The organism is Bradyrhizobium sp. IC3123, from assembly GCF_020193625.1.
Classification (GTDB): Bacteria; Pseudomonadota; Alphaproteobacteria; order Rhizobiales; family Xanthobacteraceae; genus Bradyrhizobium; species Bradyrhizobium yuanmingense.
Genome location: NZ_JADYVF010000011.1, coordinates 24,048 through 37,745, shown reverse-complemented (window position 1 = coordinate 37,745; position 13,698 = coordinate 24,048). Strand labels below are relative to the sequence as shown.

General features: G+C 61.2%; 12 protein-coding genes. 3 read left to right on the top strand and 9 right to left on the bottom strand.

Features of this window, described 5'->3' with window-relative positions; translation table 11 throughout:
* Positions 1-95: 95 nt before the first annotated feature.
* Positions 96-938 (bottom strand): IclR family transcriptional regulator, encoded by an 843-nt coding sequence (locus tag I6F20_RS28430; protein ID WP_225129000.1) that lies wholly within the window; start codon positions 936-938, stop codon positions 96-98.
* A 195-nt stretch (positions 939-1,133) separates the two neighbouring features.
* Positions 1,134-3,263 carry an acetate--CoA ligase family protein gene (locus tag I6F20_RS28425; RefSeq protein WP_225128832.1) on the bottom strand — a complete coding sequence of 710 codons (2,130 nt, stop codon included), beginning with the start codon at positions 3,261-3,263 and terminating at the stop codon, positions 1,134-1,136.
* A gap of 351 nt (positions 3,264-3,614) precedes the next feature.
* Between I6F20_RS28425 and I6F20_RS28420 the strand changes: the two genes are divergently transcribed.
* The 3 genes from I6F20_RS28420 (at position 3,615) to frc (ending at position 7,460) form a co-directional block, all read left to right on the top strand.
* Positions 3,615-4,310 (top strand): GntR family transcriptional regulator, encoded by a 696-nt coding sequence (locus I6F20_RS28420; protein WP_157282741.1) that lies wholly within the window; start codon positions 3,615-3,617, stop codon positions 4,308-4,310.
* A gap of 76 nt (positions 4,311-4,386) precedes the next feature.
* On the top strand, positions 4,387-6,120 hold the full coding sequence (gene oxc, locus I6F20_RS28415) for an oxalyl-CoA decarboxylase (protein ID WP_225111776.1): 1,734 nt from the start codon (positions 4,387-4,389) through the stop codon (positions 6,118-6,120).
* Positions 6,121-6,182: 62 nt separating this feature from the next.
* Complete coding sequence (frc, locus tag I6F20_RS28410; RefSeq protein ID WP_036005670.1) at positions 6,183-7,460, top strand: formyl-CoA transferase; 1,278 nt, start codon at positions 6,183-6,185, stop codon at positions 7,458-7,460.
* A 426-nt stretch (positions 7,461-7,886) separates the two neighbouring features.
* Here the strand turns inward: frc and I6F20_RS28405 are convergent, their stop codons facing one another.
* From I6F20_RS28405 to I6F20_RS28380, 7 genes are all read right to left on the bottom strand, one after another.
* Positions 7,887-8,450, bottom strand: a complete 564-nt coding sequence (locus I6F20_RS28405) for a group I truncated hemoglobin (protein ID WP_036023379.1) — start codon at positions 8,448-8,450, stop codon at positions 7,887-7,889.
* Positions 8,451-8,654: 204 nt separating this feature from the next.
* A complete protein-coding gene (locus I6F20_RS38430) occupies positions 8,655-8,831 on the bottom strand; it encodes an ABC transporter substrate binding protein (RefSeq protein WP_518513074.1) in 177 nt (58 codons plus the stop codon).
* A gap of 11 nt (positions 8,832-8,842) precedes the next feature.
* The gene (locus I6F20_RS28400) at positions 8,843-9,616 is read right to left on the bottom strand and encodes an ABC transporter substrate-binding protein (protein WP_275945410.1); all 774 of its coding nucleotides are present in this window, start codon (positions 9,614-9,616) and stop codon (positions 8,843-8,845) included.
* 156 nt (positions 9,617-9,772) lie between these two features.
* A complete protein-coding gene (locus tag I6F20_RS28395; protein ID WP_225128831.1) occupies positions 9,773-10,159 on the bottom strand; it encodes an alpha/beta hydrolase in 387 nt (128 codons plus the stop codon).
* 1,173 nt (positions 10,160-11,332) lie between these two features.
* Positions 11,333-11,671, bottom strand: coding sequence for a hypothetical protein (locus tag I6F20_RS28390; RefSeq protein ID WP_225128829.1), 339 nt, complete (start codon positions 11,669-11,671; stop codon positions 11,333-11,335).
* Between the two features lie 178 nt (positions 11,672-11,849).
* Positions 11,850-12,572, bottom strand: coding sequence for a hypothetical protein (locus tag I6F20_RS28385; protein ID WP_225128827.1), 723 nt, complete (start codon positions 12,570-12,572; stop codon positions 11,850-11,852).
* Between the two features lie 224 nt (positions 12,573-12,796).
* Positions 12,797-13,627, bottom strand: coding sequence for an outer membrane protein (locus I6F20_RS28380; RefSeq protein ID WP_225128826.1), 831 nt, complete (start codon positions 13,625-13,627; stop codon positions 12,797-12,799).
* Between the last annotated feature and the right edge of the window lie 71 nt (positions 13,628-13,698).

Here is a 13,698-nt window from a genome sequence, read left to right as displayed (position 1 = left end):
CCAGGCTCATGCGGACGTTTGCCGCATTGTGTCGTTTGGTCGCATATCAACCAAAACGGCCGATGCTGTCCAGTGACATGCCTCAGGGTTTTTGGTCAGCGGGGCGCCGGGATCACCCCGCCGAGCGCGGCAGTCAGTTCCGCCGCGACGTCCCGGACGATCTGGCCGATCTCCGGCAACCGTTCGTCGGTGACGCGGCTCGTCAGGCCGGAAACAGAGATCGCCGCAAGCGGTTCGGCCAGCGCGTTGTATACCACCGCGGCGACGCAGCGCAGGCCGATCTGCGCCTCCTCATCGTCGACGGCAAAGCCCTGTTTGCGGATTTTCTCGAGCTCCCTGAACAGGTCGCTCGGGCGCACGATCGACTTCTCGGTCAGGCGGGGCATGCCGTGATGACGGATGACGGCGCCGACATCCTCGTCTGAATAGGTTGCGAGCACCGCTTTGCCGACGCCGGAGGTCACCATGGGGACGCGGCCGCCGACCTTGGTCAGCGAGCGCATGATCTCGCGGCTTTCCATACGGGTCAGCACGATGATGAACTCATCGTCGACCACGGCGAGATTGGCCGTCTCGCGGGTGAGATCGCGCAGCTTGCGCAAATATGGAATCGCCTGTGCGGAGAAATTGCGTCGCCGCGCAAAGCTGGCGCCAACCGTGAAGCTGCGCACCCCGACATGCCATTTGGATTCGCCACGGTCGAACTGCACGAAGCGGCGGCTTTCGAGCGTTGCGAGCAGCCGGTGCACGGTGGACGCCGACAGGCCGGTGCGGATCGAGAGATCGCTCAGACGATAGCCTTCGTCGTCCTCGGCCAGCGTCTCGATGATCGACAGCGCGCGGTCGACCGATTGCACGCCACCGTCGCGGCTCTCGTGATCGGCCTCCGAGGCCGATTTGGGCTCGAGCGACTTGCGCCGGATCACGTTCTTGCTCATCGCGACCTGCATTTCTTCTCTTCCCCTCTCCCGCTTGCGGGGCCGAGACGAGCAACGCTCGCTCTGAAAGGGTCAGGGTGAGGGGGAGCTTCCGCAAGGACAGTGGCAATTGGACTCGCGGAAGCTCCCCCTCGCCCGGAATTTGCTGTGCAAATTCCGGCCTCTCCCCGCAAGCGGGGAGAGGTGAACGCAAGCTCAGAGCAGCCCTGCCCCGCGCGCCCACTTGTACTTGGCGCCAAGCACCTCGACCGGTAGCTCGGTCGAATAGGCGTAAGCCGGGATGCCGTTCTGATAGAGATATTCGGCGGCCTCCTCGACCTCGACGTCGCCAGCGAGCGAGGCAACCATCGGCTTCACAAAACCCTTGGCCTCCATCTCCTTCTTCACCTCGACCATGTTGCGAGCGAACACCATCGGCGGCGTGACGATGGTGTGCCAATAGCCGAGGATCAGCGCGTGGATGCGCTCATCCGACAGGCCGAGCTTCACGGTGTTGACGTAGGTGATCGGCGGCTCGCCGCCGGTGATATCCACGGGATTGCCGGCCGCTCCAAACGGCGGGATGAACTTGCGGAAGGCCGCATCGAGATCCGGCGGCATCGACATCAGCGACAGGCCGTTATCGACGCAGGAGTCCGACAGCAGCACGCCCGAGCCGCCGGCACCGGTGATGATGAGAACGTTCTCGCCCTTCGGCGTCGGCAGCACCGGTACACCGCGGGCGAATTCAAGCAACTGGCGAAGTGAGCGGGCACGGATCACGCCGGACTGCTTGAACACGTCCTCATAGATGCGATCGTTGCCGGCGAGCGCGCCGGTGTGGGACGACGCCGCCTTCGCGCCGGCCGAGGTCCGGCCGGCCTTGAGCACCACCACCGGCTTCTTCTTGGACACGCGCTTTGCGGCTTCCGCGAAGGCGCGGCCGTCCTTGAGGTCTTCGCAGTGCTGGGCGATCAGATTGGTGTTCGGGTCCTGCTCGAAGAAGGCGAGCAGATCGTCCTCGTCGATATCGGACTTGTTGCCGAGGCCGACGATCGCGGACACGCCCATCTTGGCCGAGCGCGAGAAGCCGATGATGGCCATGCCGATGCCGCCCGACTGCGACGACAGCGCCGCATGGCCCTTGACGTCATAGGCGGTGCAGAAGGTCGCGCAGAGATTGGCGGGCGTATAATAGAAGCCGTAGATGTTCGGCCCCATCAGACGGATGTCGTACTTCCTGCCGACCTCGACGATCTCGGCCTGCAGCTCCGGCGCACCGGCTTCAGCGAAGCCCGACGGAATCAGCACCGCGCCCGGGATCTTCTTCTCGCCGCATTCGGTCAGCGCGGCCGCGACGAATTTCGCGGGGATTGCGAACACGGCGACGTCGATCACACCCGGCACGTCCTTGACGCTCTTGTAGGCCTTGTAGCCGAGGATCTCGGCGGCCTTGGGATGGATCGGATAGATCTCGCCCTTGTAGCCGCCGTTGATGAGGTTCTTCATCACGGAATTGCCGATCTTGCCGTCCTCCGCGGAGGCGCCGACGACGGCGACCGCCTTCGGCTGCATGATGCGGTTCATCGCCGCGACGATCTCTTCGGTCGGACGCGGCTTCGGCTTCGGCTTGTAGGCGAAGTCGACCACGATGCGGACGTCTGCGGCCGTGGCATCCTTCGGCGTCGCGAACACCGGGTTGAGGTCGAGCTCGACGATCTCAGGGAAATCGGTGACGAGCTGCGAGACCTTGACGATGACGTCAGCGAGCGCATTGCGGTTCACCGGCTCGCCGCCGCGCACGCCCTTTAGAATCTCGTGCGCCTGGATGCCGTCGAGCATCGAGAGCGCGTCTTCCTTGGTCGCCGGCGCGAGGCGGAAGGTGATGTCCTTGAGCACCTCGACCAGCACGCCGCCGAGGCCGAAGGCGACCAGCTTGCCGAACGAGCCGTCGGTGATCGAGCCGACGATGACCTCGGTTCCGCCGGCCAGCATCTGCTGCACCTGCACACCTTCGATCTTGGCATCGGACTTATATTTCTTTGCGTTGCCGAGGATGGTCTCGTAGGCCTTCTCGGCCTCTTCAGTCGTCTTGAGGCCGACGATGACCCCGCCGGCTTCGGTCTTGTGGAGAATGTCCGGCGAGACGATCTTCATCACGACCGGGAAGCCCATGGACGAAGCCATCTTGCCGGCCTCGCCCGCCGACTTGGCCACGCCCTCCTTCGGCACCGGAATGCCGTAGGCGTCGCAGACCAGCTTGCCTTCCGGGGCCGTCAGGCTGGTGCGGTTGTCCGCCTTGACCTGGTCAAGCACCTTGCGGACGGCATCTTTGGAATTGGACATGTGGCTTCTCCCTTGACCTCAGTTCGTTCTTTTCAAAGCGCGCGCGTGTTTGCGGCTGCCCATGATGCTTGCCATTCGCCGCGCTCTGTTCCATGCGGCGGTACGGAGTGGCATAAGCCTCAGGACTACTCCGCCGGCATGGATCAAAAATGGCTGGCGATGGCATTTGGTATGCCAGAAGCCAACTTGTCAAGCTGGTGCATGGCCTAGAAGGCCGCAAAAAATAGGCAGCTTGACATTCTGGCATGTGGTATGCCAAAAACTTTCCAGTTAATATTCCTGTAAAAGACGACTCCCCACTGGAGGAGATTCGTCGTGTCACTACGGAAACCAACCAAGGCGTTGCCGAACATGGCCGAGGCAGACATCGCAATCGTTCGTATTGCCCCGGAGAGCAGCTTCAAGAACAAGGCGTATGACGCCTTGAAGGAAGCCATCCTCAAGATGGACATCTACTCGACGCCCGAGCCGGTGATGCTCGACGAGCGCGCGCTGTCCGAAAGGCTCGGCGTCAGCCGCACGCCGATCCGCGAGGCCATCGCGATGCTGGAGCAGGACGGTTTCGTGAAGACCGTGCCCCGCCGCGGCATCATGGTGGTGCGCAGGACCAAGAGCGAGATCGTCGACATGATCCGCGCCTGGGCGGCGCTGGAGAGCATGGCCGCCCGCCTCATCACCACCACCGCGCGCAAGAAGGACATCACGGCGCTGCGCGACTATTTCAAGGATTTCGGCAAGGACCGACTGCCCGAGGATCACGTCGAGGAATATTCGCGCGCCAACATCGCCTTCCACCAGGCGCTGATCTCGCTGTCGGAATCGCCGGTGCTGGTCGATCTCACCAACGACCTGCTCTTGCACGTGCGCGGCTATCGCCAGCTGACCATCGGACGCAAGGACCGCACCGCGACGTCACTGCCCGAGCATCTCGGCATCATCGAAGCGCTCGAAGCGCGCGACACCGAGCTTGCCGAGAAGCGCGCCCGCGATCACACCCTCGGCCTTGCCGCTTACGTCGAAGCGCACGGCCAAGAACTGTTTACGTAACTGTTCACTTAAGCAACGTTCACCAGAAGGGCGAACAATTCGCCCCAACGACCTTGAGACCAGGGAGACAAGGCCCATGCTGAATACCGCGACCAAGTCCGAAGCACCGGGCACCGAGCAGGAACTGACGGATGGCTTCCATCTCGTCATCGACGCGCTCAAGCTGAACGGCATCAACACCATCTATAATGTGCCGGGCATCCCGATCACGGATTTGGGCCGCATGGCGCAGGCCGCGGGTATTCGCGTGATCTCGTTCCGTCACGAGCAGAACGCCGGCTACGCCGCCGGCATCGCCGGCTATCTCACCAAGAAGCCCGGCGTCTGCCTCACGGTGTCGGCGCCCGGCTTCCTCAATGGTCTCACCGCCCTCGCCCACGCCACCACCAATTGCTATCCGATGATCCTGGTCTCCGGCTCTTCCGAGCGCGAGATCGTCGACCTCCAGCAGGGCGACTACGAGGAGATGGACCAGCTTGCGATCGCAAAGCCGCTGTGCAAGGCGGCCTATCGCGTGCTGCACGCCCAGGACATCGGCATCGGCTTCGCCCGCGCCATCCGCGCTGCGGTCTCAGGCCGTCCGGGCGGCGTCTATCTCGACCTGCCGGCAAAACTGTTCGGCCAAGTCATGAACGCCGAGGCCGGCCAGAAGTCGCTGGTCAAGGTGATCGACGCGGCGCCCGCGCAGATCCCCTCGCCCGCGTCCGTGAAGCGCGCGCTCGACGTGCTCAAGAGCGCCAAGCGCCCCCTCATCATCCTCGGCAAGGGCGCGGCCTACGCGCAGGCCGATGAGGAGATCAAGAGCTTCGTCGAGAAGAGCGGCGTTCCGTTCCTGCCCATGAGCATGGCCAAGGGCCTGCTCCCCGACACCCATCCGCAATGCGCCGGCGCCGCCCGCTCGACGGTGCTGAAGGACTCCGACGTCGTCATGCTGATCGGCGCGCGGCTGAACTGGCTGCTGTCGCACGGCAAGGGCAAGAGCTGGGGCGAGGCGCCGAAGAAGTTCATCCAGGTCGACATCGAGCCGAAGGAGATGGATTCCAACGTCGAGATCGTCGCGCCCGTCGTCGGCGACATCGGCTCGGTCGTCTCCGCCTTCAACCAGGCGATGGGATCATCCTGGACCGCCCCGCCGGCCGAATGGACCAAGGCGGTCTCGTCCAAGCGCGAAGAGAACGTCGCCAAGATGGCGCCGAAGCTCATGAACAACAAATCGCCGATGGATTATCACGGCGCGCTCGGTGTGCTGAAGAACGTCATCAAGGACTATCCCGAGGCGATCCTCGTCAACGAAGGCGCCAACACACTCGACCTCGCCCGCGGCGTCATCGACATGTACAAGCCCCGCAAGCGTCTCGACGTCGGCACCTGGGGCGTGATGGGCATCGGCATGGGCCAGGCGATCGCGGCCGCGCTCGAGACCGGCCACCCCGTGCTGGCGGTGGAAGGCGACTCGGCGTTCGGCTTCTCCGGCATGGAGGTCGAGACCATCTGCCGCTACAATTTGCCGATCTGCGTCGTCATCTTCAACAATGACGGCATCTATCGCGGCACCGACGTCAACGGCGCCAACTCCGATCCGGCAACGACCGTGTTCGTCAAGGGCGCGCGCTACGACAAGATGATGGAAGCCTTCGGCGGCGTCGGCGTCAACGCGACCTCGCCGGACGAGCTGAAGCGTGCCGTCAACGACGCCATGAAGTCCGGTAAGCCGACGCTCATCAACGCCGTGATCGATCCGGCCGCCGGCTCGGAGAGCGGCCGCATCGGCAACCTCAATCCACAGAGCGTTCTGCAGAAGAAGAAGTAAGTCCACCCCTCAACCCTTATTCCCTGCCGGGTGCAGGGGCAGACAGAGTACGGAGCAATACGATGACCAAAGCGCTCGAGGGCGTTCGCATTCTCGACTTCACCCACGTCCAGTCAGGACCGACCTGCACGCAGCTGCTGGCCTGGTTCGGCGCCGACGTGATCAAGGTGGAACGCCCGGGCGTGGGTGACATCACCCGCGGCCAGCTGCAGGACATCCCGAACGTGGACAGCCTGTATTTCACCATGCTCAACCACAACAAGCGCTCGATCACGCTCGACACCAAAAACCCCAAGGGCAAGGAAGTCCTCACCGAGTTGATCAAGAAGTGCGACGTGCTGGTGGAGAATTTCGGCCCCGGCGTGCTCGACCGCATGGGCTTTCCTTGGGAGAAGATCCAGGCGATCAACCCGAAGATGATCGTCGCCTCGATCAAGGGTTTTGGCCCCGGACCGTATGAAGACTGCAAGGTCTATGAGAACGTCGCCCAGTGCACCGGCGGCGCCGCCTCCACCACCGGCTTCCGCGACGGCGTCCCGCTCGTCACCGGCGCGCAGATCGGCGATAGCGGCACCGGCCTGCACCTCGCGCTCGGCATCGTCACCGCGCTCTACCAGCGCACCCACAGCGGCAAGGGCCAGCGCGTCACTGCCGCGATGCAGGACGGCGTGCTCAACCTCTGCCGCGTCAAGCTGCGCGACCAGCAGCGCCTCGCCCACGGCCCGCTGAAGGAATACAGCCAGTTCGGCGAAGGCGTGCCGTTCGGCGACGCCGTGCCGCGCGCCGGCAACGATTCCGGCGGCGGCCAGCCCGGCCGCATCCTGAAGTGCAAGGGCTGGGAGACCGATCCCAACGCCTACATCTACTTCATCACCCAGGCCCCGGTCTGGGAGAAGATCTGCGATGTGATCGGCGAACCCACCTGGAAGACCGATCCGAACTACGCCAAGCCGGCGGCGCGCCTGCCGCGCCTGAACGAGATCTTCGCCCGCATCGAGCAGTGGACGATGACGAAGACAAAGTTCGAGGCGATGGAGATCCTCAACAAGGACGACATCCCCTGCGGCCCGATCCTGTCGATGAAGGAGATCGCGGAAGACCAGTCGCTGCGCGCCACCGGCACGGTGGTCGAGGTCGACCACCCCACCCGCGGCAAGTACGTCTCGGTCGGCAACCCGATCAAGCTGTCGGATAGCCCGGCAGACGTGACGCGATCGCCGCTGCTCGGCGAGCACACCGACGAGATCCTGCGCTCGGTGCTCGGCTTCAGCGATCACCAGGTCGCCGAGATCCACAAGTCCGGCGCGCTCGACCCGCCGCAGAAGCAGGCCGCGGAGTAAGCGGACCACATTTCACGAGACCAAAGGGGCCGTCCGAAGGGGCGGCTCCTTTTGCTTGTGAAGGCGTGCAATCGCAGGCTCAAAACTGGAAAACAACCCCATGCACAGTAGCCATCCCGTTGGCACGCAACGATATTTCTGATTCGACGAAAAACTTCTGACCCGTCGGGCAAAACAGGGGTATTATGCCATCGTGGATATCATGCCGGGAGCGCACATCAGGCGCTGGCTGCTGCACATTGGAGCGAATCCCCGACCACACGCTGTTCGCGGAAGGGGCTGCAGAGGTCTGGAGTCCAAGGGCGCTTATCGGACGTTAGCGCGAGGGACGTCAGCATGGCCACAACCGGACGGATCGCGGCGCGATCCAACGTGCCCGCCCAGCCGGAGCCAGTCGGTGCTAGCGAAGACCGGGAAGATCACCCTTCAGCCGCGCTTGCCGACCGTCGCAGACCCGGCGGTAACCTCGTCCTTGTGCGCGGCAAACGCAGCCAGCACCTCGGCTTTCTCGCGCTTAGGGACCTTGGCAAAGTCGAGGCTCCGCCCGAGTTCCGCCGCGACCTCATCGAACTCTGCCGGAGATATTCTGAGATTGCGGTGCGCTTCCTCAAGTCCGAGCGGCGTCGCGCCAGGCTTGGTGGCCGCGAACTTAAGGGGCCCGCCCGAAACGTCGCAGACCCACAGCGTCCGCATGAACTTGAGGCCCGGCAACCTTGTCAGGTTCTTGGTGTGCCATTCTCGTAGTTGCGGATTCTTGGACTTCTGGCCCACGACGGGATTCTTCACGACAGCGTCGCTGAAGTGATCCACCACGGCCGCAATAGCAAAAACGCCGCCCAGCCGCTCATACAGACTTTTCTCAGGCGAGGTTTGCTGGGCCTGCGCGTATGCCTTACTTGCTCCCTGCAATGCAGTCGTCGGGGCGGCCGTCAGCGCCATTCCTGCGACCATGCTTCGTCGTGTGATGGAAGTCGGAATAAATTGTACCATGGTCACCTCCTCTGGTGAGGCAACAGGATAATCCGTTGGGAGCATGCCGCCGGTCAGAATTTGTCACTTTGTCCCGGCATTAAATTTTAGGTCGATGGATTAAGATGGAAACGTCGGGGTTACACGCTAAGAATGATCCACCGCACATTGGCGTGTGTGGCCGCTCGGGACGTCAGCGATGGGCCACAAGCGGAAGTCGGCTCTCTATTCGATAACTTCATCGGCGCGGGCTAGGAGGCTTTCAGGTAATTCCAAGCCGAGCACTCTCGCGGTCTTGCGGTTGATGATGAATTCGAATTCGGTCGGAGCTTGCACTGGCAGGTCTGCCGGATTGGCGCCGCGCAAAATTCGATCAACGTAGGATGCCGCGCCTGCATATATTTTATTGAGGTTTACTCATACGAAACAAGACCCCCTACATCGCAGAATAGTCGTAGGAAGTAGATCGCGGGCAACCTGCACTTAGCAACAAGCGCGGTCATTTCCTTCCGTCGTGCGGCAGTCAGTGCGTCAGGTAGAAAAACAAGACCAGCGTTCCGCGCGTCTTGGAGAGATACGATTAACCGTTCGATGCTGGAGCTATCGCCGTGGGGCGTCTCCACCGAAACCACTCCGGAGGTTTGTGCGACGGCCTTTATCGAAGCGAGAAACGCAGCAGAGTTATTCCCTGGTTCTGGGTTGTAGACAACGCCGATCCGCTCAATCTGCGGCGCGATTTCCTTCAGCAGGGAGATCCACTTACCCCCGAGAGATGGTACAAAGGCAGTGAACCCGGTAACATTACGACCGGGCCGCGCGAAAGTCTCGACATAGCGCATTCCAATCGGATCGCTGACCATCGCGAATACGGTCGGGATATTAGACCCCTCAGCTTGCAGTGACGCCATCGACGTGTTGGTAACCGCGAACAAGACATCAGGCTTCAACGAGATCAATTCGCGCGCGCACTTGCGGCTCTCCTCAGTATCGCCATCGCTTATGCAATAGTCTATGAGCAGGTTCTGACCCAACAGCCAACCTTTCTCCTTCAATACTCTTTCGAGAATTGGCCTGCTTAGAGGGCTAGCTAGGAGAGCACCCACGCGGCGGACTTGGGCCTGAGCCCCCGCAGCAAATGGGAGGATTGCTACGGCACCGCTGAAGGCTAGGAATTCCCGCCGTCGCATGCGTCGCTCCCTCTAGGGATCACGCCTGTGGGAAGATCAGCTTAGCACTTTTTTCGTGAGACCGGGTGCAATGACTGCTTCGGGTCAAAAGCTGCTGTCGAACACGAAGCCGCAATAGGTCTGCCAAGGGCCAGAAGCGGAAGAAGTACAGCCGAACTAATCAGGTATTCCCCAGGTGGCACGCACAAATAAACGGGCCGGCGGCAGCACGGAGGCGAGGTCAACTGGGGCGCGGTCCGGCTTAATTGCAATCAGATCGTAGCTCGCACCATGGTCGCTCGTCGTGTCCCTTAGCATTACACCGTCCGCGGTGTCTCGCGTCAGGGTCGCCGGTGCGGGATCAACGATGACGGCGGCGGGAATGCGCGCGTCCTGTATCGGCTCGGGCGGCGTCTCGCCGTTGTGAAGCTGTGCGCACATGCCGGTCGTCTCCTTGCAGAGGCTGGCGACCCTGGCGAAATCCGGCTTGATCCCCATCAGCACGAGGCCGGTCGCCCCGCCGAGCGAGAAACCGACGAAGCCGACCCTTGCAGGATCGATCACGGCCCTGTCCTTCGCATTGACTGGTGGCGGCCTGCGCGCACGCCTCGTCCTTCGAGACGGCGCTCACGCGCCTCCTCAGGATGAGGCTCATCGGCGTCAGTGCTCGTTGGCTATCTCGAGCGGCTCAATGCGCCGACATCGTAGTCGACGAAGATGATGCCGCATCATCTCGGCATGGTGCGCAGCCAGTGCCGGATCGCCAGAGCTTTGGCGGCGGTATCGCAGTCTCGCGAGGCGCAAGGACGTCAGCGACAAGCCAATACGCGACTTTCACTGACTGTCACTCCTCTCAGGGGTGCCCACGCAAAAGGACCACGAACAGCGTCGCAGAAAGCACGCTAGCCAGAGCAGCGTCACGACAACAGTGGCGAAGTGCTAATCTATGTCGCGGCGTCTGGCGCGCATTTGTGTTTCCAGCGGGTGGTCAGAGGTCCGGGCGAACGCGACGTATGCACAGCGCAGGCGAGTCGCTCCGCCTCTTCGACCTTGAGGCGGAGTTCTTCTAGTTCTGCAAGTTGGGAAGAGAGTTCGTTCAGCCGTTCGACAAACACAATCGTGCGGTGGTTCTGCATCGACGCCCTCGCCACAAGACTTGAACGGTCTAAGAGTAGAGAAGAGGAAGTGCGCAGCTCATTAAGATAAGTGAATCGGGGGTTGCGCCAAAAGACCTCTAGCCCGATTCAGGCTCAAACCCGTCCACTCCCTCAGGAACTCTCAGAGAGCGGAAAAAAGCGACACAACAACTGCTAGATTCAATATAGGCGGATCACGCGAGCAAATGCATTCTCAAGCGGCTTCGGGTCTGCTCCGATTTTTACATAGACTGGGGCGTAGCTTCTTTTTTCGGAATTTCCATCTTTGTAGACCTGAGACACGCAGTCGCTTAGCAGGCAATATAATCTGAGATGTGGAAGCCCCGGAGCGTGCGTTACAAATTCCGGTTCTGGTTTGAGATCGCCGAGGCGAGCCCAATAAGCCGAAGATCTGTTAAATATCTCAATTTTGTCGTCATTGATGCTAACCCCGTACGTCAAAGGGGGACCAATCTGCTCTCCATACGCGTGCCTTGCAATCTTTCTGAATGCAGTATGAAGGTCTGCAAGAGCTAAACGCTTTTCATCGCGTGTACCTGATTTCTTGTTCGGGAAAAGCTCTTGGAAGATTCGGTCGATACTAGGGCTTTAGGCAATCGAGCTGTCGCTCAGAGAGTTTGACTCCGCTGTCAGTTACTTCTTCTTGCAGTGCAGCCACCAGCCCGTGGGCTTCCTCCTTCGTGAAGTTGACACTGGCGCCGGCGTCGGCGGATGCGTCAGCAGGTCTCAACAGTGTAATGCGACCGGTCGCATTTCCCTTCACTTCTGTTTTCTGCGTTGCCGAGCCGGTAGGGCATCCTACTTTAATAAGCCTCATGCCCAGCTCGATGCGTCTGGCTAAGTCGTCGGATTGGGCATGAGCCAATCCGATACCGATCGATTGAAGCGCGACAAGCCCAACGAATAGCAGCCGTTTCATCTCCTCCTCCACACTTTTAAGTGCTCAAAGCGACTAGGACAGGCCGGTTCGCGAGCTACGCCGCGGTTCGGTTGACAACTTCAAGTAGCTTATCTCTATTTCGACTACTTGAGCTTGGAAAAATGATGGGTGTGGGCGCGGCGTCGCGCGGCAGCTGCGCCCTCGGCTTTCGCGCTCCCTAAGCAGCGCAGATCAATTTCAGATCAGCTTCGAACCTGATGCTGCGCTTGCCCGCAAGCGCCGTGCCCTCGAGGAAACCGCCCTCGGCATCGCACGTCCCGGAAAAACCAATTCCAATCTCGTGTCCACCGAATACCGGATCTTCCCCTCGCGCCGGCGTATGCTCTTGATTGACCATCTGCCCTCTCCATCGACCGCTGGAGGAGGAATATGAACCCAGATAGTAGAAGAAGGCATCGCCACCCAGGATACGGCCGTTGTTCAATAGCATCACTCCAGTCAGGCCGCCGGGAACGCCGTCCAAGATTTTGAGATGGATGGAGTACAATCCGTTGGAAATGCCACCTTCACCAATCATCCCGGGCGCCGGAAGGTCGCTTTCATCCAGCGGGGTCATGATGGATCGAAAGACGGCACCGGGCACCTGCGGGGAGCTGCCCTCGAAGTGAAAGGCCTTACCAACCGCCCTTCCGACGACGGAAATTGACGAGACGTCGGAACCGAGCAAAGACTGATGATCGGCGCCAAAATTGTGTCGTCGGCTGGTCACATCGACACGGATTGAGTCCCCCTCGACATGGTAATTCCCTATATGAGCAAACCCTGAATTGCCGCCCAGCAACTTGCCCCGGCGCACGTACGTGACGCTCCGGCCAACCATTTGATTGATCGAGAATTCACTTTTGAAGAGGCCGTCGAAAGTGCTTGATAACTCGTTCATCCGGCACCACCGATTGACTCGGACTCCTCTTTTGCTCAGCGGCTAGTCTCGGAAGACCGAGAGTACCGTTCGATTATTTCGACATCGGAGTCGATGACGCCCTCGCGATAGCCGAACAAGTTGACGTCCGAGTTCGGGGCAGAGCAGACTTACTCTGCGCTGCCCATGGTTCGCTACTGGCCGCGCCTGCGTTACCACCACTAAGCACCACAAAATCCATTCAGTCAAAACCGATAGTTGATGCCGCCCTTGGCCGTATGAAGCTGAACCTCGGTGTCCGTGAAGGACGCGCCGGGGAATGCAAGCGCATTGCCGTTCGACTTTCCGAGATTGATGTAGATGTACTCGGCCTTGAATGTCCAGCGCGGGTCGAAAGCCCATTCCAGGCCGCCACCCGCGGAGAAACCCACCTGGACCTCCGACGAGGAAGCGCTTCGCGTCAGGGCCGGGAAGAAACCGTTGAAATTGGCGATATTCGGCGTGGCGAGGTTGGAGGTGAAGATGCTGTTCTTGACGTGGCCCCAGGCGAAGCCACCGGTACCGTAGATCAGCACATTGTTCGCCGCGTATCCGAGACGTCCGCGGATCGTGCCGAAGACGTCGATTTCCTGCTTGAGATTGAATACGCCGGTGAAGGCGCCATTGTCGCCGCCGATCGTTCCGGTGACGCTGAAGGGGCGGCTCGCCGTCTCCTTAATGGCAGCGCCGCTGACATCCGCTTCCAGGCCGTACACGAACGTGCCGGACTGCCAGTTATAGCCGATTTGGCCGCCGCCGAATCCGCCCTTGGGGCTCACATCCAGGGTGAACGGCCCAGTCCCGCCCGTGACGACATAGCCGGGCACCGTCCCGGTTGCGAGCGCGCCGGGATCGAAGGTCGCGGTCGGATCACTCCAGCCATAACCGCCATGCACGCCGGCGTAAAAACCGGTCCAGCTGAATGCGACCGGCGCGGGCGGCGCCTTGGTGTAGGCCCTGGCAAGATCGGCCGCGAAGGCGGCGTGGGAGAGACAGAGAGCCGAGAGCAGGAGAGTACCAGAGACAATGGATTTCATGACTTCCCTCAAATTGCGCCGAGAGGCGGCGCACCCATGGAACGATTCAGTAGCGGCTTTTCGCCTGCCTA

Excerpts from the sequence above, each read along its gene's own strand:
- I6F20_RS28405 (WP_036023379.1), bottom strand. The coding sequence starts at position 8,450 with ATGGTACAATTTATTCCGACTTCCATCACACGACGAAGCATGGTCGCA.
- frc (WP_036005670.1), top strand. The coding sequence starts at position 6,183 with ATGACCAAAGCGCTCGAGGGCGTTCGCATTCTCGACTTCACCCACGTC.
- oxc (WP_225111776.1), top strand. The coding sequence starts at position 4,387 with ATGCTGAATACCGCGACCAAGTCCGAAGCACCGGGCACCGAGCAGGAA.
- I6F20_RS28430 (WP_225129000.1), bottom strand. The coding sequence starts at position 938 with ATGAGCAAGAACGTGATCCGGCGCAAGTCGCTCGAGCCCAAATCGGCC.
- I6F20_RS28420 (WP_157282741.1), top strand. The coding sequence starts at position 3,615 with ATGGCCGAGGCAGACATCGCAATCGTTCGTATTGCCCCGGAGAGCAGC.
- I6F20_RS28425 (WP_225128832.1), bottom strand. The coding sequence starts at position 3,263 with ATGTCCAATTCCAAAGATGCCGTCCGCAAGGTGCTTGACCAGGTCAAG.
- I6F20_RS28400 (WP_275945410.1), bottom strand. The coding sequence starts at position 9,616 with ATGCGACGGCGGGAATTCCTAGCCTTCAGCGGTGCCGTAGCAATCCTC.
- I6F20_RS28390 (WP_225128829.1), bottom strand. The coding sequence starts at position 11,671 with ATGAAACGGCTGCTATTCGTTGGGCTTGTCGCGCTTCAATCGATCGGT.
- I6F20_RS28385 (WP_225128827.1), bottom strand. The coding sequence starts at position 12,572 with ATGAACGAGTTATCAAGCACTTTCGACGGCCTCTTCAAAAGTGAATTC.
- I6F20_RS28380 (WP_225128826.1), bottom strand. The coding sequence starts at position 13,627 with ATGAAATCCATTGTCTCTGGTACTCTCCTGCTCTCGGCTCTCTGTCTC.